The sequence below is a fragment of the Acidovorax sp. 35-64-16 genome (genome assembly GCF_002281195.1).
GTDB classification, from domain to species: Bacteria; Pseudomonadota; Gammaproteobacteria; order Burkholderiales; family Burkholderiaceae_C; genus Acidovorax; species Acidovorax defluvii.
This window is the reverse complement of sequence record NZ_NCFM01000005.1, coordinates 19,866-40,562: the sequence shown is the minus strand read 5'-3', so window position 1 is coordinate 40,562 and position 20,697 is coordinate 19,866. Positions and strand designations below refer to the sequence as shown.

Sequence of the window (20,697 nt, the reverse complement as noted above, 5' to 3'; positions counted from 1 at the left end):
GCATTTTTGGTGAAATACCCGCCTCTGACAGCCCCAGCTGCCCTGAAACCAAGGGGCCGCTCGCAGAGTAGGCATTGGTTTCAACGGCATCCGCCCGAACGGGCGGTGATGCATGGCATCAGAGACTTGTTGCCAACCAGGTGTTTGTGTTTCAGACCCGTGCCAGAAATACGCCGGGAATGGCCATCAGGACGACGAAGACGCCGCTTCTTCCGTGTCCTCGGGTGCCTTGGTGTGCTTGATGAAAATCTGTGCTGCCCAGATACCCACTTCGTACAGCAGGCACATCGGAATGGCCAAAGCCAGCTGGGACACCACATCCGGGGGTGTGACCACCGCCGCGATGACGAAGGCGATCACGATGAAATAACCCCGAAAATTCTTGAGCTTTTCCACACTCACAATGTTCATGCGGGCCAGCACGACCACCGCAATCGGCACCTCAAACGACAGACCAAATGCCATGAACATGGTCAGCACGAAGCTGAGGTAAGCCTCGATGTCTGGTGCCGCCGTGATGCTTTTGGGTGCAAAGCCCTGAATGAAGCTGAACACCTGCCCAAACACGAAAAAGTAGCAAAAAGCCACCCCGAAGAAGAAGAGCACGGTGCTCGACACCACCAGAGGCAACACCAGCTTTTTCTCGTGCGAATAAAGACCGGGTGCAATAAAAGCCCACAGTTGCCACAGCACAAACGGCAATGCCAGCAAAAACGCCGACATGAGCAGTATTTTCAGCGGCACCATGAACGGCGATATCACCGACGTCGCGATCAGGGTGGCCCCTTTGGGCAGATGCGCCACCAGCGGTGCCGCCAGAAAGTCGTAGAGCTCGCCCGGGCCGGGAAAGAAAAATAGCAGCGCAGCCGCCACACCGATGGCGATCATGGCCTTGACCAGGCGGTCGCGCAGCTCCATGAGGTGCTGCACAAACGGCTGCTCTGTGCCGGCCAGTTCGTCGTCTTTGGGGGTGGTTTCGGACATGTTGGAGTTTCGCGGGCGTCAGCAACGCCCCCGCTGCGCCGCAAGGCGCAGCATCAATGGAATTTCTGCGGCCGGTAGCGCGCAACGCGCGCCGCGCCCGACAGGGCCTTGGTACGCACGCCGCTGCGCGCCTTGTACCACTGGGGCATAGCGCCCTTTTTCAGGCGCCAGTTCTTACCCGGATGCCTGTAGGCCGGCACCACGGCGAACGGATCCTGCAACTCGCCAGTGGTCGTGCCGGCAGCCTGCGCCAAGTCCTTTTCGAATTCGCTGGCGCTGGTCTGGATGGATTGCTCCACATCCCGGGCCGCGTTCTCGACCGTGTCCTTCATCTTCTTGAGCTCATCGAGCTCCATGGACCGGTTCACCTCGGATTTCACGTCCGCCACATAACGCTGCGCCTTGCCCAGCAAGGCGCCCACCGTGCGGGCAACGCGGGGCAGCTTCTCGGGCCCGATGACAATGAGTGCCACCACGCCGATCAGCGCCATCTTGGACAGGCCAATATCAATCATGGAAGCGCCAGAGCCCGGGCTCAGCTCTTTTGCTTGGCTTCAACATCGATGGTGGTCTTGTCGGTGGCGGCCTGGTTGGCCACCTGACCGGCAGGAGGCGTAGCGGCGCTGGTGTCGGGCGACGAGCCGTCCTTCATGCCGTCCTTGAAGCCCTTCACGGCACCTCCCAGGTCAGAACCCATGTTCTTGAGTTTCTTGGTGCCGAACACCATGACGACGATCAGCAGCACGATCAGCCAGTGCCAGATAGAAAAAGAGCCCATGGAATATCTCCTAACGAATTGGAATCATTTTAGACGGGGGCTGTGACAGGAGTTCAAAGCCCTTGCACAACCCCCTGACTCAAGGGCGTTCAGCCTTTGAGCCACGGACGGGGACCACCCATCACATGCAGGTGCAGATGGTGGATTTCCTGCCCGCCTTCAAGCCCCGTGTTCACCACAACGCGAAAACCGCCCTCTGGGTAGGGCTTGCAGCCCTGCTCCAGCGCCAGGCGCGGCGCCAGCGCCAGCATGCGGCCGAGCAGGCCTGCGTGCTCGGGTGCAATCTGTGCCATGGAGGGAATATGCAGCTTGGGCACCATCAAAAAATGCACGGGCGCCCAAGGGTGGATGTCATGGAAGGCGAAAATTTCCTCGTCTTCATAGACTTTTTTCGAGGGAATCTGGCCTGCGATGATTTTGCAGAAAAGGCAGTTCGGATCGTGCATGGTTGAAAAAGAAGGCTGGCTCAGTGCGCGGCAGCACACCAGCAGTTACACATTGTCGGCGATGTTGAGCGAGGGGCGCACGCCCACGTCCTGGTGGTGTGCTTTCAGCCAGTTCTGGCCCTCTGTGCGCCCCAGCTCGAACAGCTTGCGCACAAAAGACATGTCCGCGCGCGACTTGCTGTCCGCACCAAAGGGGGCCAGCGCCGCGCCGCCGTCAATGCGGTGCATGCGCACGTTCTTGTAGCGGCGCGCGTCCAGCTTGCCCTCGGCCAGCAGGCGCCGCACAAACTCGATGGCGCGCAATTCGGCCAGCAGGCTGGCATTGAAGGTGACCTCATTCATGCGCTCGATGATTTCAGGCGCCGTGTCGGGCAGCGCATGGTGCTCGGTGGGGTTGATCTGCACCAACAGGATGTCGGAGGTTTCGGTCTGGTAGAGCAGCGGATGCAGCGCAGGATTGCCGGAATAGCCGCCATCCCAATACCGCTCTCCCTCGATTTCCACGGCCTTGAACAGCAGCGGCAGGCAGGCCGACGCCATCACCGCATCGGCACTGAGCCGTGCGCCCGAGAATATTTCGCCGCGCCCGGTGCGCACATTGGTGGCGCACACAAAGACCTTGGGGCCCGAGGCGCCTTTGGCGGCGCACAGCAGGTCGAAATCCACCTCGCGCTCCAGCAGCCGACGCAGCGGATTGATGTCCAGTGGATTGGTCTGGTAGGGCGAGAACCACCGGTTCATCATGCCCAGCAGCGGATGGGCGGCCGCCAGCGGCGTGCCCCACATCAGGCTGCCCAGCGTTCCCACGCCTTCCCACAGCCGCGTCAGCCCGGCGCGGGCCAGCTCGCAGCCTGCAGCGTGGGCTTCTTTCGGATCTTTGTGCTGCTGCGCTGCCTGCGCAAAACCGTGCGCCACCACCACGGCGTTCATGGCCCCGGCGCTGGTGCCGCTGATGCCGTCAATCAACAGGCGCCCGTCTTCCAGCAGCGCATCCAGCACGCCCCAGGTCAGCGCGCCATGCGATCCGCCGCCCTGCAGCGCCAGGTTGATGGGGGCCAGCGTGTCACCCTCAGGCATCGATGGCCTGGCTCTTGTTCATGGTGACCATGCCGCGCACGATGCGGTACAGGAACCAGATGGAGATCAGCCCCCAGGCCACCCAGCCGGGGAAGAAGAACAGCAGCCACAGCGGCGCCGTAATGATGTACAGCACGCCTGCCCAGATCACGGTGCGGATGCGCCACGAAAAGTGGCTGGCCTGCCAGGTGCCCGCGCCTTCGCCCTGCTTCACCAGGTCGATGATCAGCGCGATGATGAGCAGCGCAGCGCCTGGCTGCGCGCCCGGAATGACCGCGCCCACCGCCACGATGAGGTGCAGCACATAGCTGACCCAGCCCCAGGCTTTCAGGCCCTCGGCCTTTTCGTCGTTGGTCTGCACATCGATGATGTCGTTCATGGGGATTCTTCCTGGGCAGCACGCGCAACGGCCTTGCGCAAGGCTTTTTCCTCGATGCCGCTGGTGCCTTCACGGCGTTCGAGTTCGGCCAGCACCTGGGCGGGCGTGAGGCCATAGTGGGCCAGCGCGATCATGGTGTGAAACCACAGGTCGGCCACCTCGTACACAATTTTGGCCTTGTCGGCGCCGTGGTCCACATCCTTGGCGGCCATGACCACCTCGGTGGCCTCTTCGCCGATCTTCTTCAAGAACGCGTCGGGCCCCTTGTGCAGCAGGCGCGCCACATAGCTCTTGTCGGGGTCACCTCCGTGCGCGGGCTTGCGGCTTTCAATGACGGCGGCAAGGCGCGCCAATGCATCCTGCGAGGATGGTGCCTGGGAATCGTTGGAACTCATGGTCTTATTTGTAGATGGATTCGGGGTCTTTCAAGACCGGTTCGACCGCCTGCCAGGCGCCGTCCTTGAGCACGCTGAAAAAACAGCTGTGCCGGCCCGTGTGGCAGGCAATGCCGGGCTCGTGGCCCAGCTGCGTGACCTTGAGGAGCACCACGTCGTTGTCGCAATCGAGGCGAATCTCGTGCACCGTCTGCACATGGCCCGATTCCTCGCCCTTGAACCACAGCTTTTTGCGTGAGCGGCTGAAATACACGGCGCGGCCCAGGTCTGCCGTTTTTTGCAGCGCCTCGCGGTTCATCCACGCAAACATCAGCACGTCGCCCGTGCCCTGCTCTTGCGCAATCACGGGCACCAGGCCCTGCGCATCCCATTTCACTTCGTTAAGCCAGTTCATGGAGGGATTCTCGGTGATTTGGGTGGCGGCGCAGGGCCCCGCCCTGGACATTTGAAGCCTTTTACCGCTCCAGCGCTTACGCATAAAGCGCCAATAGCTATCGAATAATGAGCAATTGACGGTTACAACCGCACCGGAATTCCGCGCTCGGCCATGTGCTGCTTGGCCTGCCCCACCGTGAACTCGCCGTAGTGAAAGATGCTGGCGGCCAGCACGGCATCGGCGCCGCCGATCTGGATGCCGTCGGCCAGATGGTCGAGGTTGCCCACGCCGCCCGAGGCGATCACGGGCACGCTCACGGCGTCACTCACGGCGCGCGTGAGGGCCAGATCAAAGCCCGCCTTGGTGCCGTCGCGGTCCATGCTGGTCAGCAGGATTTCGCCGGCGCCACGGCGCGCCATCTCGGTGGCCCAGGCCACGGCATCGAGGCCGGTGTTTTTGCGCCCGCCGTGGCTATAAACATCCCAGCCAGGGCCCACGGCCCGGCCATCGACCCCAGTGCGCCGCGCATCGTCTTCAGAGCGGCGCTTGGCATCAATGGCCACCACGATGCACTGGGCGCCGTATTTGGCGGATGCAGCGCTGATCACATCGGGGTTGGCAATGGCTGCCGAGTTGAAGCTGGTCTTGTCGGCCCCCGCATTGAGCAGGCGGCGCACGTCTTCCACAGTGCGCACACCGCCACCCACGGTGAGCGGAATGAACACCTGGCTGGCCACGGCCTCGATGATGTGCAGGATCAGGTCGCGCCCGTCACTGGTGGCAGTGATGTCCAGAAACGTGAGCTCGTCGGCGCCCTGCGCGTTGTAGCGCGCGGCAATTTCGACCGGGTCGCCCGCATCGCGCAGTTCAACAAAATTGACGCCTTTGACGACCCGACCGCCGGTGACGTCAAGGCAGGGGATGATGCGTTTGGCAAGCATGCGCAGGGAGTGTGGCTGTTGAGAACAAGGCCCGCAAGATACCATGCGGGCACCCCTTTGGCAGGTGAATACTCTCTTTTGCTATGTAAATATGAGCTTATAGCGCTTACCATCAAAGGTTTTCAGCAATATTTACAACTGAAAACCATATTACACAAGCGCAATAAGCTATCAATAAAATAGCATCATCCCAGCTTGCGCGCCACGCCATCCTGCCAGCGCCATGCGTCCTGGCACATGCGGTCCACACCATGCTGCGCGCGCCAGCCCAGCAACTGTTGCGCCAGGGCGGGATCGGCCCAGCACTGGGCCACGTCGCCCGGACGGCGGGCCACCAGCTGGTAGCGCACAGCACGGCCACTGGCCTGCTCGAAGGCCCGTACCATCTCCAGCACCGAAACCGGCCGCCCCGTGCCCAGGTTCACCGTCAGCAGACCCGGGTGCTTGTTGAGATAACGCAACGCGGCCACATGGCCCTCGGCCAAGTCGCAGACATGGATGTAGTCGCGCACGCCGGTACCGTCGGGCGTGGGGTAGTCGTTGCCATAAACGCTCAAGGACGCGCGCTGCCCTGCGGCCACCTGCGCCACATAGGGAAGCAGGTTGCCCGGCTCGCCCTGCGGGTCTTCGCCGATGAGCCCGCTTTCGTGCGCACCCACGGGGTTGAAATAGCGCAACCGCGCAATGCGCCATTGCCCGGGCTCAGCCGCATCCACATCGGCCAGCACCTGCTCCATCATGAGCTTGGTCCAGCCGTAGGGGTTGGTGGCAGACAGCGGGAAGTCCTCGCGAATCGGCACGGTGGCAGGCTCGCCATACACCGTGGCCGACGAAGAAAACACCAGCGTGCGCACACCCGCCACCTGCATCGCACGCAGCAATGCCACCGTACCCGCCACATTGTTGTCGTAATAACGCAACGGCTCGCGCACCGACTCGCCCACGGCCTTGAGCGCGGCAAAGTGGATCACGCCGTCAATGGGGTGCTGCGCGAACACCCGCGCCAGCAAATCGGCATCGCGCACGTCACCCTCGACAATAAGAGGCTGCACGCCTGTGATGCGCCCCAGCCGCTCCAGCACCGAGCGGCGGCTGTTGCCAAAGTTGTCCAGAATCAGATGGGGAATACCGGCCTGGGCCAGCGCCACGCAGGTGTGCGAACCGATGAAGCCGGCTCCGCCTGTGACAAGAATCAAGTTATTACTCCTTCACGCCGGGGACGGAAAACTCCAGCCCTCAGTTACAGATCTCTCTTGCAAAAAATATTATTATCTATGACCAAGCGTATTTCGATATATTGATCCAATTCTTTCACTCTTAGAATTTGCGCTCACGTTCGGATACCTTTTCGCGTTGCGAAGGATGCGCCTGGTGGCCGCTGCCGGCAAGAGATTCCATTCAAGACTGCGGCCACAGGCCACAACCCATTCAGTTCCGCAGCCCAGGCACACCCGTTCTACCGCCATGCTCTCTCTTCCAATGGTTTTCGCGTCGAGCCGGTTGCACTGGCTTGTTTACGGCCTGCTGGCCTGCCTGCTGATGATGCCGCAGGCGGCGCAGGCGGCGGCGCCCGCCGTGGCGTTGTATTACGGTCGCACCATCCCACTGGAAGAATTCAGAACCTTCGATATTGTCGTGGTCGAGCCTGACCACGGCCATGATCCCGTGCGATACCAGGCCAGCGGCAGCACACTTTATGCCTACGTATCGGTCGCAGAGGCCCACCCCTCGCGGGCCTACTACGCAAACATCCCGCCATCATGGAAGATGGCCCGCAATGGCCAATGGAACTCGGATGTTCTTGACCAGACGCCCGAGGCTTGGCCCGATTTTTTTGCAACCCGCGTGGTAGGGCCTTTGTGGGAACGGGGCTACAAAGGTTTTTTCCTGGACACCCTCGACTCCTACCGCCTGGCGGAAAAGTTTGACGAAACAGCCCAGCAAGAAGGCCTGGTACGGGTTATTGAAACCCTGCACCGCAGATTTCCCGGTATCCGCCTGATCCTCAACCGGGGTTTTGAGATCGTCCCGCGTGTGCGGGACAAAATTGAAATGGTGGCGGCCGAATCGCTGTACCGGGGCTGGAACGCTGGCACCCAACGTTACGAGGAAGTCAAGACCGAGGACAGTGCATGGATCCTGAACCAGTTGCGCACCATTCAGGAGCGCGACCGACTGCCCGTTCTGGCCATTGACTATGCACCGCCGCACGACCGCGCCACAGCACGCGAGACGGCGCAGCGCATCGCAGCCCACGGGTTCATCCCCTGGGTCACCGACAGCCAGCTGCACACGTTGGGCGTGGGCAGCATCGAGGTGGTGCCCAGGCGCATTCTGGTGGTCTACAACGGTGCCGAGGCGGTTACCCTGAACTACACCAACGCGCACAGGTTCCTGCAGATGCCGCTGAACCACATGGGATATGCCGTGGACTATGTCGACACGCGCGAACCGCTGCCCGAAGGTGTGTACCGAGACCGCTACGCAGGCATTGCCACCTGGTTTTCAGGCTACGTTCCCTCGCAAAAAAGCAAGGCGCTGAGCCGCTGGCTGTTGGCGCGGGTTGCCGAGGGCATGCCCCTGACCGTCATGGAAGACTTTGGTTATCAGCCCGACCGCGACTGGACCGCACAAATGGGCATTCAGGCAGCGAACGTGGAATCGCTAGGTGCACTACGCACCGTGCGTGAGCACCCCATGATGGGTTTCGAAACCCCCACGCCAGCACCCAGCCGCGACTACTCCCCCGTGCAACTGACGGGACACATGGGCGCAGGGGCCACACCCCTGGTGGAGTTGCAGGACGCGCGCGGCCAAGTTTTTGTCGGTGGCGCACTCATGCCCTGGGGAGGCTTTGCACTCAACCCTTTTCTCGTGGCCGAACTGCCCGGTACGGAGCAGCAACGCTGGGTAATAGATCCCTTTGCTTTTCTGACCCAGTCATTGCGCCTGGAGCCCCTACCCGTGCCAGACGTCACGACCGAAACTGGCCGACGCCTGCTGATGGTGCATGTGGATGGCGACGGCTTTCCCTCACGGGCCGAAATGGCTGGCAGCCCGTTTGCCGCCGAGGTTTTACTCAAGGAAGTGTTCGAGAAATACCGCATTCCCCAGACCATGTCGGTCATTGAGGCCGAAGTGGCACCGCATGGTCTTTTTCCAGAGAAAAGCGCGCAACTCGAAGAGATCGCCCAGCGCATGTTTCGGCTGCCGCACATCGAAATCGCCACCCACAGTTTCTCTCACCCGTTCCTGTGGGATCAGAGCAACAAGCATGGCATCTTTCTGGAAGAAACCCAGAAAGACTACCACCTCGATCTGCCCGGCTACACCTTCAACCTGGAGCGTGAAATCGTGGGCTCGTCGGATTACATTCGCCAGCGCCTCGCGCCAGCGGGCAAGCCGGTGCGCATCATGCTGTGGACGGGCGACACGGCCCCCAGCGCCGAAGCACTGGCTGTTGCCGAGCGCGCCGGGCTACTGAATATGAACGGCGGCGACACCTTCATTTCTCGCAGCCACCCCTCTCTCACAGCGGTGCGCAGCCCTGGCATTCACAAGGGCGGATACCTGCAGGTCTTTGCCCCCATCACCAACGAGAACATCTACACCAACCTCTGGCAGGGGCCTTTTTACGGTTTTGAGCGCGCCATTGAAACCTTTGAGATGACAGACAAGCCCCGGCGCATCAAGGCTGTCGATATTTACTACCACACCTACTCCGCCAGCAAGCGGGCGGGTCTGAATGCGCTGCACAAGGTCTATCGCTGGGCTCTGTCGCAGCCGCTTCACCCGGTGTTCACCTCGGAATACATCCGCAAGGTGCAGGATTTTTACGGCTACACGATCGCGCGCGACGGGAAAGGCTGGCGCGTGCGCGGCACGGGCGAGCTGCGCACCCTGCGGCTGCCCCCCCAATGGGGTGCCCCTGCTCTGGCGGAAAGCCAGAACGTGGCTGGCTACCACGCGGGCGTGGAGGGCACCTACCTGCACCTGGCCGGCGGCCAAGCCTGGTTCAAGACGCAAGACGCAGCCACCGCCCTGCCCCAGACCTACCTGCACGAAGCCAATGCTCGTGTTCAGGACTGGCGCAGCAGCACCGACGGCACACGCACCGAGTTCACACTCAAGGGGCATGTGCCGTTGCAATTCGGCGTGGCCATGGCATCCAGCAGATGCCAGGTCCGAGCCAACGGACGGACGCTTTCGCCCGCTCGCACGACCGCTCCCGCACGAGTCGATATCCAGACCTTCCAGCTGACCCATGCTTCCGCGCATATCCAGATCCTCTGCCCCGGCCGTTGAACGCCCCGTTCTCGCACCGCACTGGGTGACGATCCTGCTGGCCGGTATGGTTTGTGCCGCGCTGTGGCTGCTGTATCCGCGCCAAGACCTGGAGCGGCGCCTGGCCAGTGCCCAGGATGACTCTGCCTTGTCCACCACCTACCTGAACAACCTGCTGCGAAGTGATCCGGACAATCCGCAGTTGCGGCTGCTGCTGGCCCAGCGCCAGGCGGCGCAAGGCGAAGTGGAGCAGGTACGCAAAACATTGCAACCCGCCACCGCCTCCGACAATCAACGGCTTCACCGCGAGGCCGTATTGACCCTCTGGGAAGCCACGTTCAACAGGTACCAGAAAACGCCCCCTCAGGACAAGGCCGCACGTGGCGCCTTGCACAAGGATCTGACACAACAACTCACCGCGCTGCTGCAGGAAGAATGGCCCCTGGCACAGCATCAGCAACTGATACGACAAGCCTTCTTGCTGGGAGCGCGCGCCGAAGGCATCACACTGCTGAGAGCGCTGGCTTTGCGCGAAAAGCAGCCAGGCAAGGCGGCAGCAATTTACGAAAGCGCCGCACGCGAAGCCCTCGCAACCTCGAACTATCAGCTCTGCGCCGAGCTTTACATACTGGCCCGTCGGTCGGCGCCCGATGCCCAAAGTGCCAAAAACTATTACCTGTCGGCGGTGGCAGCGATGCAATCCAGCGGGAGGGCCGAGGCAGCCCTGGAGCTGGCGGAGCGCGAGCTGGGCGACCTCCATGACGACCCCGAAACCCTGCGCGTTGTGGTGCAGCTGGCGCGTGCGGCCGGACGGCCGGACATCGCCGAGCGTTACATCAAACAACTCCTGCGCCTGGCGCTCATGCTGCAATGGCAGCAACAGAATGTGGCCGAGGCCGTGCAATCCATGCCGCTCGCAATGCAACCCACTATGGCTCGGAACGCCAACCCGGCACCTTCGCCGCGCTACGAAGACCGCGCCTATCTCCTGGACCCGGCGCTACTGCGCACTCCTTCAAGTCCATATGTCGAGGGCAGCGCGCACTTCGTTCGCACCAACCAGAAACAGATGGCCGACACGAAGGCCGGCCCCGGCCTGCCGTTTGACGACAAAACCTACACCCTGGGATACAGCGTATTTCTGGAAAACAGGAATCTGGAGGACGCGTGGCTGGTAGCGCGGGCAGCCGTGCAGCAGGCCCCCCACAACATGGTCTGGCGTGAACGCATGGCCCAGGTCTCGGAATGGACTCTGCGCCTCGAAGTGGCGCTGGAACACTGGCTCGTGCTGGCGCGGCGCACCCAGAAAGATGCGGCCTGGCAGGCTGTTTTGCGCTTGGCACCAGGCCAGTTTGACGATGCCGCACTCCTTGAGGCCCTGCACTTTGAACTCAGGCGCAAGCCTGGAAAAGAAACCTTGATGATGGAGCTCGTAGCCGCATACGAGCGCGTTGGCACACCCCAGCCCGCCATTGATTACCTGCGCCAGCAGGCGCCAACGCCCCGCACACTCGAAATGCTGGCAGGCCTGGCCCAGCGGGCCGGCGACCTTGAAACCGCCCTCGAAAGCTGGCAACGGCTTTTCCAAGATCCCGCCCGTATCACCCCGGAACTGGCCATGCGTGCGGCCGTCCTGGCGCTGCTGCGTGGACAGGGCCAGCAAGGTCTTGCGTGGCTCGATGCCGCCCAGAGCAAGGTCACCCCCCAAACCGAAAATGCACCAGCCTTCTGGCGCCTCACCGCTCAGCTCGCGGACACACAGCAAAAGGACACCCTGGCAACGCTGGCCTACCGGAAGCTGCTGGACACGGAGGATGCGGACATCGGAGATTTTGACGCCCTGATCCGCATCCTTCAGACTGAACATCCGCTGGAAGCCGCTGCCATCGCCACCCTGGCATGGGATCGCTACGACGAGCCACGCCACCTGGTGCTGGCCCTCACGCTGTATGTCAATCGCAACCAATGGGCCGACGCCAGGCGCCTGGTGGGCCAACTCGACCCATCACCGCAGGCCAGCCGCCGCGCGCTGACGCGCCTGCGCAAGGAGCCCGAGTTCCTGAGACTGGTCGGCACCTATTACCAGAACACAGGTCAGCACCAACAGGCTCGCCAGTACTATGAGGCGGGGCTGAGGGCGGCGCCCCAATCGTCCGCCATGCGCCAGGCACTGTTGTGGCTGTTCATCGACAGCAACGACACCGTCGCCTTGCGCGATCTGCTGGCCCGGCACGAGCCTGAATGGAGCCAGGACGAGGAGGTACACGACGCCCTTGCTTCTGCCCACCAGGCCCTCTCGCGGCCCACAGTGGCGCTGCAACGATACCTTCAGCCAAGGCTTGCATCGCACCAGACCGACCTGCTGTGGCTCATGAACTACGCCGATATCCTGGAGCAGAACCAGCATCCCGATCGCGCCTGGCGACTGCGCAGGCACTTGCTGTCCGCCGAGTGGCAAAAGGCCCGCCAGAGTGAACCCGGCCACCAGCTTGACCACGCACAGGCCCGCGCGCGCTGGCTCACCGAAGAAGGACTGGATGAAGTGCGGCGCCTGGCCCGCGCGCGCCTGCAACTCATGCAGCGCCCGGGCGATGCGGGACTGCAAACGCTGCGCGAACTGCTGCGACTGGATCGCGATGCACGCGGCGGGCTTTCCAATGCAGCCGCTGAAACGGCCATCGGCTGGCTGCAGGATGCGGGCGAATACACAGCGGAGCGCGGCTTCCTGTGGCATCAATATGCGCGCAGCCACAGCCTGCGCGCCAACCGTCCCTTGTGGGCCGATATCACCTTGGCGCTGGCCGAAAAGGACAAGGCCGCAACAGGGCAGTTGCTGGAAACCTTTGACGAGCGCCTGCCCCGCTATGACCGCATCAATGCAGCGACAACCGTGGGCGACGTCCGGCGGGCGCAGACCGCTGCCTTCGAAACCCAGGGCGACCAGCCCGACGACTCGTCCATCCACCTGCAGCTGACAGAGAACCTGCTGGCGTTCAGCGACCATGCCGGCGCCGAGGCGGCCTCACGGCAACTCGACGGTGTCAACGAACGCGAAACCAGTGCGCAATGGCATCTGGCACTCAATCCCCGGCTTTTCCTGGACCTCAAGCTCCAGAATATTGACCGGCGCGCCCCTGCCCCCCAAACCGTCTACAACCCCTCGCCAGAGAATGCGCTGCAGGCAGAGTTGCGCTGGCTGCACAACAACGGAAGCACCCTGGTGCGCCTCGCCCGACGAGAAAGCCTGACCGGCTACACCCCCTTGCAGCTCGAACAGGAACTGCGCCTGGATGACCGGCTGGCGTTGCGACTGGACCTGGGTACACAGTTGCCGACCCAGGAAAGCCTCGTTTTGCGCATGGGTGGCATGAAAAACCGCCTGGGTGCCAGCCTGCGCTACCAGCCCACAAGGCTCGACCAGTTCGTTATCGAGCACTGGCGCGACAAGTACCAGCTGCAGACTGGCGGCCACCTCGGCAGCGGCCGTAACACCTCCCTCAGCTACACCCATACCTACCGGCTGGATGCCCCCACGGTGGGCGTTGGCGCGTTCTGGTCAAGCCATGCCTACCGCCGCAACGATCCGGCGGGGCTGGCCGGCGCAGACCTTGCGTACATTCGCTACCTGCCGCCACAGGCCCTGCCGGCGGGGGCAGGCTACTTCCTGCCCGACAATTTCAACTTTTATGGCGTACAGCTGACCACCAACATGCGCTTTGAACGTGATTACACGCGGGCGATGCGCCCCTTTGCGGCTATTGCACGCACATGGCATAGCCAGCAAGGCCCTGGCTACAGCGTGCGTCTGGGGTTGGCTGGCAGCGTGCTGGGCACCGACCACCTGAGCCTGCTCTGGAGCGTGGGCAAGTCCGGAGCGCAGTCACCCGGCCTGACCCGCGAAATTCAGCTGATCTACCGCAACCATTACTGACCCCCCCCCCCTTCAAGGTACATCACCATGCGCCACACATCCCGCCCCTTGCCCCGACTAAAAACCCTGGCCTGCACCGCATTGCTGGCCCTGCTGGCGGCTTGCTCTACGGTTGATCGCGGCAAGCCACCCGCGCTGGAGAGCGCCGCCACCTGGGCGGTGCTCCCCTTTGCCAACCACACCGAGACACCCTTGGCGGGCAACCGCGCCGAGGCCATTGCCGAGGCCCTGCTGCACGCCCAGGGCGTGGGCCGGGTCAAGCGCTACCAGGGCAACACGCAGCAAGAAGCTCTGTTCGACGCGGGTTCGCCGCGACGGCTGGAGGAAGCACTGGCCTGGGCCCGCGAACAGAAGGTGCGTTACGCCGTCGTCGGTGCTGTGGATGAATGGCGCTACAAAGTGGGCGTGGATGGGGAGCCGGCTGCTGGCATCACCCTGCAAATCATTGACGTAGGTACGGGCGACACGCTCTGGAGCGGTGCGGGCGGCAAGAGCGGCTGGAGCCGGGAAGCCCTGTCCGCCGTGGGGCAGAAGCTCATTCGTGAGTTGCTTCAATCCGGACTTGCCGGCGCGCGCTGAAGAATCGCTCCCTTGCCATGCCCACTGCGACCACCAGGGATCAACCCAATGCCCCGGAACCCCAGCACCTGCCCAGAACGCCCAACAACGTAGGCTACACGGGGTCCCCACTGGGCAAGCTGACGGCTACCGGCGTTGCTCCATGGGTTGTGCTGCTCGAAATCTTGCTGATTCCGCTGGTCGCCCTGGCCATTGGCTTGCTTGTCAACCCGCAAGACCCTTTGTGGATTCATTCGGAATTCCATTGGACATGGCTTGCACCGGTACTTGTGGCGCTGCGTTATGGTCCATTGGCCGGGCTGAGCGCGGCGGCGGTGCTGCTGGCGAGCTGGCTGGCCTTGAACCGTGGGCATTTCGACCAGTTTCCCCAAGTTTTTTTTCTGGGCGGCCTGATCATCGTGATGCTGGTGGGCGAGTTCTCCAGCCTGTGGAGGGCCCGAACCCGGCGCGCTGAGACAGTGCAGCATTACTTGAACCAGCGCATGGAGCACCTGATTCGCCAGTATTACGTGCTGCGACTGTCCCATGACCGGCTGGAACAGGAGCTGATAGGGCGCCCCATGTCGATGCGCGACGCACTCAAAACCCTGCGCGGGCTGGGCAGCGTGCAAGCCGACGCACAAACCCTGCTACGCCTTCTGGCGCAATATTGCCAAATCAGTGCTGCGGCGCTGTATCACTTGGAAAACCAGCAACTTGCAGCCGAACCCCTGGCCCGCATCGGATCTCCCATCGCCCTGCACGGTGAAGACCCGCTGGTACGCCAGGCCCTGGAGACGGGAAAACTCTGCCACGTTGCCCAAGTGACTGCGGAGCAACAAACCAGCCGCTATCTTGTAGCAGCCCCCTTGCTGGACCTGGGCGGCGATATCTACGGCATATTGCTGATCGATGAGATGCCATTTTTCTCGGTGCAAGAAGAGAACCTGCAGACCATCAACCTGCTGCTGGGTTACTACACCGACGGACTGTCCACCCAGGCACTGGCCCAGCCACTGCAGCAGGCTCTCCCCGCATGCCCATCAGAGTTTGCATTTGAGACGCATCGCCTGTGGCGCATGCACCAAAAAGCTGGCGTGCCCAGCATCATCGTGGCACTGGAGTTCACCCCCTCTGCCGTTGAGCGCGACATGCCGCAACAACTGTTGCGCCAGCGGCGGCTGATGGATGAAACCTGGCTGATTCAAGGCCCCGGCCGCCAGGTGCTGGCCGTGCTGATGCCACTGGGCGATGCGTCCACTGCAGAGGGCTTTCTGGCCCGGCTGGAGCGCTGGATCCACCAGAAGGAGGGCATTTCACTCGCCGACGCCGGCGTTTTCCCGCACCAGCTGCCACTGGGCACTACTCCGCCTCTGGCCACGTTGCAGCGCCTGCACGGAATCGCGCATGCTTAGCACCAAACTCGGCCTGTCGGCCGTGTTGATGGAACTGGCCGCCTGGAGCGGCCCCGTGCTGTTTAACAGCCATTCTGACGCTGCCCTGATCAGCTATCTGATTGCCCATGCCATTGCCAGCACATTGCTGGCCCTGTTGATTCTGCCGCTCCTGCGCGGAGAGCAGGCGCGCCCACGAACGCCCATCCTCGCGTTTTTAGCGCTGTGCAGCTACACCGTGCCGATTGCGGGTTTCCTGGGCGTCTTTGCGGGATTACTGGTACTGCGTTACTACCGTTCCCCCGCCACGCACAGCCATTTTGACTCGCTGCAACTGCCTGAATTCGATCAACATCAGCGCGTCAAAGGGGGGTTCCGCCAGACAGGGCTACGGTCATTTCTGGGCAACACGGAGGTCCCCATGGACTCCCGCATGCGTGCCATGGTGTCCTTGCAGCACGTTTCGGGCCGGGTGGCATCTCCCTTGTTGCGCAATATTTTGAACGACACCAGCGAAGACCTGCGTCTGCTGGCCTACGGCATGCTGGACACACTGGAGCAACGCATCAGCCGATCGGTAGACCATGAACTCCAGGCTTGGCGGGTTGCACTGGCCACCGAGGGACAGGAACACCCGGGGCCGCTGACCCTGAAAGCCGCACAAAACCTGTCCGACCTCTACTGGGAATTCATCTACCAAGGCCTGGCCCAGGGGGACCTGCGTGAATACGTCAGCCAGGAATCTCTGCGCTATTGCGAAATTGCATTGGCGCTCCAGCCCGACAACGCCCAACTTTGTCTGCGCCGAGGCCTGCTTTTGCACGCTCTCGGACGCCTGGAAGAAGCCGCAGAAGCCTACGAAAAGGCGCATTCGCTGGGACTGCCCGCTACGCGCGTATTACCCTACCAGGCCGAGCTGAGTTTTGAGCAGCGGGACTTCGCCCGCACACGTGAAATCATGCAGCGGCTGGACCAGTGGAGCGCACTGCCACGGCTGCGCCCTGTCATCGACTACTGGAGCGCGCGATGACGTCCGGCACCCCACACCCCAAGGCCCGGGAGGCAGACATTGCACTGCTCCTGGAGGGAACCTTCCCCTATGTCAGCGGCGGCGTTTCCAGCTGGATCAATCAGATTGTCCGAGCCTACCCCGAGTACCGCTACGCCATCGTTTTTCTTGGAAGCCGCCGCTCTGACTACAACGGCTTCAAATACGAACTGCCTGCCAATGTGGTGCACTTCGAGGAGCACTTCCTCTACGACGATCTTTCTGCGCGAGGACTGCCCGTCGCGCGGCGCGGAAACGAGTTCGCGTTTGCCATGGCGACTTCCCTGGTGGAATGCCTGCGCCACGGCGAGGCCGACACTGCCCAGACCTTGAAAACGCTGCGCAGCCTCACCCGCGAAATGATGCCGGGCGGGAAGCTGCAAATCGACGATTTCCTTTACAGCGAGCGTTCATGGGAACTGATGTGCGACACCTACCGGCGCTATTGCACCGATCCATCGTTCGTAGACTATTTCTGGACCGTGCGCATCATGTTTCAGCCCCTGTGGATGCTGGCAAAAGTGGCGCAGCAGCTGCTGCCGGTCCGCGTTTTGCACAGCGCCTCGACAGGTTATGCAGGCTTTCTGGGCGCGCTGCTGCACGAGGCCCGCGGACTGCCCATGGCACTGTCGGAGCATGGCATCTACACCAAAGAGCGCCAGATCGATCTGCTCAAAAGTGAATGGATCCGGGACAACCGCAACGTATTCCAGCGCGACCCGACAGAGTTGTCCTACTTCCGGCAGATGTGGATACGCTTCTTTGAGTGGATGGGGCGCTACTGCTATGACGCCGCCGACCCCATCATTGCGCTCTACGAAACCAACCGCCTGCGCCAGATCCATGATGGTGCCGAGGCTTCGCGCACCTTCAACATCCCCAACGGAATCAACCTTGCCCGCTTTGCACCGCTGCGCCAATTGCGCCCCGCGACGCCCCCGCCCGTGCTGTGCCTGATCGGCCGCGTGGTGCCCATCAAGGACATCAAGACCTTTATTCGCGCCATGCGCCGCGTGGTCAACCAGATGCCCGCCGCCGAGGGCTGGATCGCAGGCCCCGCCGAAGAAGACCCGCAGTATGCACAGGAATGTCAGAACCTGGTCCAAAGCCTGGGCCTGCAGGAGCATGTGAAATTTCTGGGATTTCAGCGCGTGGAAAACCTCATGCCCCAAATCGGCCTGGTGGTGCTTTCATCCATCAGCGAAGCATTGCCCCTGGTGATTCTGGAGGGCTACGCAGCCGGTGTGCCAACGGTCTCCACCGACGTGGGTTCCTGCCGCCAACTGATCGAAGGGCTGGGCGATGACGACCGTGCACTCGGCAACAGTGGTGCCGTGGTCCCTATCGCAGATCCGCAGGCCCTGGCCGACGCCTCCATCGCGCTGCTGTCGGACACCACCGCCTGGAACAGCGCCAGCGCCGCCGCCATGGCCCGCGTGGAACGTTACTACACCGACACCATGATGTTCGACCGTTATCGCAGCGTGTACGACAAAGCCCTCCAGGGCCAGAAAGAGCCCGTCTGATGGCAGGCATTGGTTTCGAACTGCGCCGCCTACTGCGCAAAAACACGCTGGTGGGGCTCATCGAGGCTTACGCCTATGCGGGCGTGATCGGCTCCGGGCCGTGGGTTTTCTCCATCGTCGGCATCCTGCTGGTGGGCATTTTCAGCGCCAGCGTGGTGGTGCCGTCCTATCTGGTTACGCAGTTCCAGACCTCGGTGACCTACCTCGTGGCCGGCAGCCTGATCCTCACGGGGTTCGTGCAACTGGCGTTTACACGTTTCGTCTCTGACCGACTGTTTGAAAAACGCAAGGACCTCATCCTGCCCAACCTGCACGGACTGCTGCTGGTGGTGGTGGCTGTCGCAAGCGTGCTCGGCACGCTTGCGCTTTTTTTGCTGCTGCCAGGACAAGCGCTGGTGTACCGCCTGTTGATGCTGGCGGGATTCACGGTGATGTGCGGCGTCTGGATACTGACCATCTTGTTGTCCGGCATGAAGCGCTACAAAGCCATCACGGTGCTATTCGGCAGCGCCTACGTCATCATCGTGGCTGCCTCCCTGCTCATGCGCCCCTGGGGTCTGGCCGGACTGCTCGGCGGCTTCGTGCTGGGCAACCTGGTGCTGCTCATGGGCATGTGGCTGCTCATCGTGCGCGAATTCAATCCCCAAGGCCGCCTGATCGCTTTTGACTTCGCGCAGCGCAGCATGCTCTATCCATCCCTCATCGCCGTAGGCTTTCTCTACAACTTCGGCATCTGGGTGGACAAGTTCATGTTCTGGTACTTTGCACCCACCTCGGAGGCCATCATCGGTGTACTGCGCGCCTCGCTGATCTACGACCTGCCGGTCTTTCTTTCCTACCTGTCCATCATTCCCGGCATGGCCGTTTTTCTGGTCCGCATCGAGACCGATTTCGTCGAGTTCTATGACAAGTTCTACGACGCTGTGCGCAGCGGCGGATCGCTGGAATACATCGAGTCCATGCGCGACGAAATGGTGTATTCAACCCAGCAAGGCCTGGGCGAGATCGCCAAGATACAGACCCTTGCGGTACTTGTGACGCTCGTCGCTGGCCCGTCGCTGCTCAACGCGCTGGGCATCTCCCAGCTGTATCTGCCCCTGCTCCAGGTGCAGGTCGTCGGCGCCGGCCTGCAGGTGGGTCTGATGGCCATCCTGAACGTCTTCTTCTATCTGGATCAGCGCCGCATTGTGCTGATCCTTTGCGTGCAGGCGGTGTTGCTGAACATTGTCCTGACCGCATTCACACAGTATTTCGGGGCTGCGCTCTACGGCTATGGCTTCGCGCTGGCCATGCTGATCACGCTGTGCACCGGCCTGGCATTGCTCACACGCCAGTTCAACCGGCTCGAATACGAAACCTTCATGCTTCAATAGGCTGCCCTCACCAACCTGCACGGAGCCTGCCGCCATGCCTTACCAAATTTCTCCCCGCGTTCAGGCCGGCATGCTCTGCCTGGTAACATTTTTATCTGCCTGCGGCGGCGGCTCGGAAACCCCCACCCCTGCGCTCAGCGTGAGCATTGCTGCCCCAGCCGCTGCCAATCAGGTTTTCAGCCTCAACACCCCCATTGCCGTGAGCGCTCGCGTCACCGTGAATGGCGCATCGGCACCCGATGGCACGACCGTGAATTTCTTCGCCTCGGCAGGCAGCTTTGCCACCGCCAGTACCTTGACACATGGCGGCACGGCCAGCACGACACTGACCGCTTCGACGCCAGGCAAGCAGACGTTCACGGCCACTGCCACGTTCTCGGGCGCCACCGGCACTTCATCGCAAACCGTTTACGTGCGCCAGCCGCCAGCCCCGCTGGAGATTCTGGTTCCGGCGTATTTTTACCCCTCGACAGGGGGCTCCGACTGGGACCGAATGACCGCCAGCGCACTCGCCCATCCCGGGCTGAAGGTCACCGCCATCCTCAACCCCGCCAACGGCATTTTCAACAGCACTGAACCCCGATACCTGCTAGCCGCACAAGATTTTGTCGGAGCAGGCGGACGTTTACTGGGCTATGTCTACACCCGCTATGGCACGGGGGCGCGCTCCGTCTCCGACATCAAGGCCAACATCGACCGCTACCTGGACCTTTATGGGCGCAGCCTGATCAGCGGCATTTTTCTGGACGAAATGGCCGCCGATCCCGCCAGGATCGGTTTCTACCGGGAGATTTACGACCACATCCAGTCCCGGGATCCGGGCCTGCGCATACTGGGCAACCCCGGCACGGTTCCCGCCGAAGGGTACGCTGGCGTTGTTGATGCAGTCGTCACCTTTGAGGGCACAGGAGCGGGCTACGCCAGCTACGACCCACGGCAGACCGCAGATTGGCTGTATTCGCGGCCCAACAGCACCCAGGCCATGCTGGCCCACAACGTGATGACATGCCAAGCCATGCAAGGCATTGTGGCCACCGCCGCCACGCCACTGGCGAATGCGGGCATGGTCTATGCCACCGACCGCGTTTTCGACTACGCCACAGGCACAGGCAATCCGTGGGCCACCCTGCCCAGCTACTGGACGCGTTTGCTGGAGACCGTGGAAGCCATCAACCAGGGGCAAGCGCTCCCTGGTTGCCCATAGGTT

18 protein-coding genes are annotated in these 20,697 nt (G+C 62.2%); 8 read left to right on the top strand and 10 right to left on the bottom strand.

The window, feature by feature from the left end; all coding sequences use genetic code 11:
- Positions 1 to 186 precede the first annotated feature (186 nt).
- The 10 genes from tatC to galE all read right to left on the bottom strand — a co-directional run bounded on the left by tatC (position 187) and on the right by galE (position 6,572).
- Positions 187 to 984 carry a twin-arginine translocase subunit TatC gene (gene tatC, locus B7Y64_RS05690; RefSeq protein WP_024814166.1) on the bottom strand — a complete coding sequence of 266 codons (798 nt, stop codon included), beginning with the start codon at positions 982 to 984 and terminating at the stop codon, positions 187 to 189.
- Positions 985 to 1,037: 53 nt separating this feature from the next.
- Positions 1,038 to 1,499, bottom strand: a complete 462-nt coding sequence (tatB, locus tag B7Y64_RS05685) for a Sec-independent protein translocase protein TatB (RefSeq protein ID WP_291324941.1) — start codon at positions 1,497 to 1,499, stop codon at positions 1,038 to 1,040.
- 20 nt (positions 1,500 to 1,519) lie between these two features.
- Positions 1,520 to 1,762 carry a Sec-independent protein translocase subunit TatA gene (gene tatA / locus B7Y64_RS05680; protein WP_291324942.1) on the bottom strand — a complete coding sequence of 81 codons (243 nt, stop codon included), beginning with the start codon at positions 1,760 to 1,762 and terminating at the stop codon, positions 1,520 to 1,522.
- A gap of 89 nt (positions 1,763 to 1,851) precedes the next feature.
- Positions 1,852 to 2,208: a histidine triad nucleotide-binding protein gene (locus tag B7Y64_RS05675; RefSeq protein WP_291324943.1), complete on the bottom strand. Its 357-nt coding sequence runs from the start codon at positions 2,206 to 2,208 to the stop codon at positions 1,852 to 1,854.
- Between the two features lie 45 nt (positions 2,209 to 2,253).
- Positions 2,254 to 3,285, bottom strand: coding sequence for a patatin-like phospholipase family protein (locus tag B7Y64_RS05670; protein ID WP_291324944.1), 1,032 nt, complete (start codon positions 3,283 to 3,285; stop codon positions 2,254 to 2,256).
- Complete coding sequence (locus B7Y64_RS05665) at positions 3,278 to 3,664, bottom strand: membrane protein (RefSeq protein WP_024814161.1); 387 nt, start codon at positions 3,662 to 3,664, stop codon at positions 3,278 to 3,280. Before B7Y64_RS05665 ends, B7Y64_RS05670 begins: the two co-directional genes overlap by 8 nt.
- Complete coding sequence (locus tag B7Y64_RS05660; RefSeq protein ID WP_114654701.1) at positions 3,661 to 4,059, bottom strand: phosphoribosyl-ATP diphosphatase; 399 nt, start codon at positions 4,057 to 4,059, stop codon at positions 3,661 to 3,663. Before B7Y64_RS05660 ends, B7Y64_RS05665 begins: the two co-directional genes overlap by 4 nt.
- 4 nt (positions 4,060 to 4,063) lie before the next feature.
- On the bottom strand, positions 4,064 to 4,453 hold the full coding sequence (gene hisI, locus B7Y64_RS05655; RefSeq protein WP_291324946.1) for a phosphoribosyl-AMP cyclohydrolase: 390 nt from the start codon (positions 4,451 to 4,453) through the stop codon (positions 4,064 to 4,066).
- 122 nt (positions 4,454 to 4,575) lie between these two features.
- Positions 4,576 to 5,376 carry an imidazole glycerol phosphate synthase subunit HisF gene (gene hisF, locus B7Y64_RS05650; RefSeq protein WP_291328504.1) on the bottom strand — a complete coding sequence of 267 codons (801 nt, stop codon included), beginning with the start codon at positions 5,374 to 5,376 and terminating at the stop codon, positions 4,576 to 4,578.
- Positions 5,377 to 5,561: 185 nt separating this feature from the next.
- Positions 5,562 to 6,572: a UDP-glucose 4-epimerase GalE gene (galE, locus tag B7Y64_RS05645; protein ID WP_291324056.1), complete on the bottom strand. Its 1,011-nt coding sequence runs from the start codon at positions 6,570 to 6,572 to the stop codon at positions 5,562 to 5,564.
- 268 nt (positions 6,573 to 6,840) lie between these two features.
- Between galE and B7Y64_RS05640 the strand changes: the two genes are divergently transcribed.
- Genes B7Y64_RS05640 through B7Y64_RS05605 form a run of 8 tightly spaced genes read left to right on the top strand, consistent with a single transcriptional unit; the run spans position 6,841 to position 20,694 of the window.
- On the top strand, positions 6,841 to 9,681 hold the full coding sequence (locus tag B7Y64_RS05640; RefSeq protein ID WP_291324055.1) for a bifunctional glycoside hydrolase 114/ polysaccharide deacetylase family protein: 2,841 nt from the start codon (positions 6,841 to 6,843) through the stop codon (positions 9,679 to 9,681).
- Positions 9,641 to 13,591 carry a tetratricopeptide repeat protein gene (locus B7Y64_RS05635; RefSeq protein ID WP_291324054.1) on the top strand — a complete coding sequence of 1,317 codons (3,951 nt, stop codon included), beginning with the start codon at positions 9,641 to 9,643 and terminating at the stop codon, positions 13,589 to 13,591. The genes B7Y64_RS05640 and B7Y64_RS05635 overlap by 41 nt, the downstream gene beginning before the upstream one ends.
- A gap of 27 nt (positions 13,592 to 13,618) precedes the next feature.
- Positions 13,619 to 14,170, top strand: a complete 552-nt coding sequence (locus tag B7Y64_RS05630; RefSeq protein ID WP_114654705.1) for a penicillin-binding protein activator LpoB — start codon at positions 13,619 to 13,621, stop codon at positions 14,168 to 14,170.
- 17 nt (positions 14,171 to 14,187) lie between these two features.
- Positions 14,188 to 15,564, top strand: coding sequence for a PelD GGDEF domain-containing protein (locus tag B7Y64_RS05625; RefSeq protein WP_291324053.1), 1,377 nt, complete (start codon positions 14,188 to 14,190; stop codon positions 15,562 to 15,564).
- On the top strand, positions 15,557 to 16,573 hold the full coding sequence (locus B7Y64_RS05620) for a hypothetical protein (RefSeq protein WP_291324052.1): 1,017 nt from the start codon (positions 15,557 to 15,559) through the stop codon (positions 16,571 to 16,573). Before B7Y64_RS05625 ends, B7Y64_RS05620 begins: the two co-directional genes overlap by 8 nt.
- Entirely contained in the window at positions 16,570 to 18,117 is a 1,548-nt protein-coding gene (pelF, locus tag B7Y64_RS05615) for a GT4 family glycosyltransferase PelF (RefSeq protein ID WP_114654708.1), read from the top strand. Before B7Y64_RS05620 ends, pelF begins: the two co-directional genes overlap by 4 nt.
- Complete coding sequence (pelG, locus tag B7Y64_RS05610) at positions 18,117 to 19,490, top strand: exopolysaccharide Pel transporter PelG (protein ID WP_291324051.1); 1,374 nt, start codon at positions 18,117 to 18,119, stop codon at positions 19,488 to 19,490. Before pelF ends, pelG begins: the two co-directional genes overlap by 1 nt.
- Positions 19,491 to 19,524: 34 nt before the next feature.
- Positions 19,525 to 20,694 (top strand): spherulation-specific family 4 protein, encoded by a 1,170-nt coding sequence (locus B7Y64_RS05605; protein WP_236636997.1) that lies wholly within the window; start codon positions 19,525 to 19,527, stop codon positions 20,692 to 20,694.
- Positions 20,695 to 20,697: the final 3 nt, after the last annotated feature.

Coding starts and splice junctions, on each gene's coding strand:
- tatC (WP_024814166.1), bottom strand. CDS start 984: ATGTCCGAAACCACCCCCAAAGACGACGAACTGGCCGGCACAGAGCAG.
- tatB (WP_291324941.1), bottom strand. CDS start 1,499: ATGATTGATATTGGCCTGTCCAAGATGGCGCTGATCGGCGTGGTGGCA.
- tatA (WP_291324942.1), bottom strand. CDS start 1,762: ATGGGCTCTTTTTCTATCTGGCACTGGCTGATCGTGCTGCTGATCGTC.
- B7Y64_RS05675 (WP_291324943.1), bottom strand. CDS start 2,208: ATGCACGATCCGAACTGCCTTTTCTGCAAAATCATCGCAGGCCAGATT.
- B7Y64_RS05670 (WP_291324944.1), bottom strand. CDS start 3,285: ATGCCTGAGGGTGACACGCTGGCCCCCATCAACCTGGCGCTGCAGGGC.
- B7Y64_RS05665 (WP_024814161.1), bottom strand. CDS start 3,664: ATGAACGACATCATCGATGTGCAGACCAACGACGAAAAGGCCGAGGGC.
- B7Y64_RS05660 (WP_114654701.1), bottom strand. CDS start 4,059: ATGAGTTCCAACGATTCCCAGGCACCATCCTCGCAGGATGCATTGGCG.
- hisI (WP_291324946.1), bottom strand. CDS start 4,453: ATGAACTGGCTTAACGAAGTGAAATGGGATGCGCAGGGCCTGGTGCCC.
- hisF (WP_291328504.1), bottom strand. CDS start 5,376: ATGCTTGCCAAACGCATCATCCCCTGCCTTGACGTCACCGGCGGTCGG.
- B7Y64_RS05640 (WP_291324055.1), top strand. CDS start 6,841: ATGCTCTCTCTTCCAATGGTTTTCGCGTCGAGCCGGTTGCACTGGCTT.
- B7Y64_RS05635 (WP_291324054.1), top strand. CDS start 9,641: ATGCTTCCGCGCATATCCAGATCCTCTGCCCCGGCCGTTGAACGCCCC.
- B7Y64_RS05630 (WP_114654705.1), top strand. CDS start 13,619: ATGCGCCACACATCCCGCCCCTTGCCCCGACTAAAAACCCTGGCCTGC.
- B7Y64_RS05625 (WP_291324053.1), top strand. CDS start 14,188: ATGCCCACTGCGACCACCAGGGATCAACCCAATGCCCCGGAACCCCAG.
- B7Y64_RS05620 (WP_291324052.1), top strand. CDS start 15,557: ATGCTTAGCACCAAACTCGGCCTGTCGGCCGTGTTGATGGAACTGGCC.
- pelF (WP_114654708.1), top strand. CDS start 16,570: ATGACGTCCGGCACCCCACACCCCAAGGCCCGGGAGGCAGACATTGCA.
- pelG (WP_291324051.1), top strand. CDS start 18,117: ATGGCAGGCATTGGTTTCGAACTGCGCCGCCTACTGCGCAAAAACACG.
- B7Y64_RS05605 (WP_236636997.1), top strand. CDS start 19,525: ATGCCTTACCAAATTTCTCCCCGCGTTCAGGCCGGCATGCTCTGCCTG.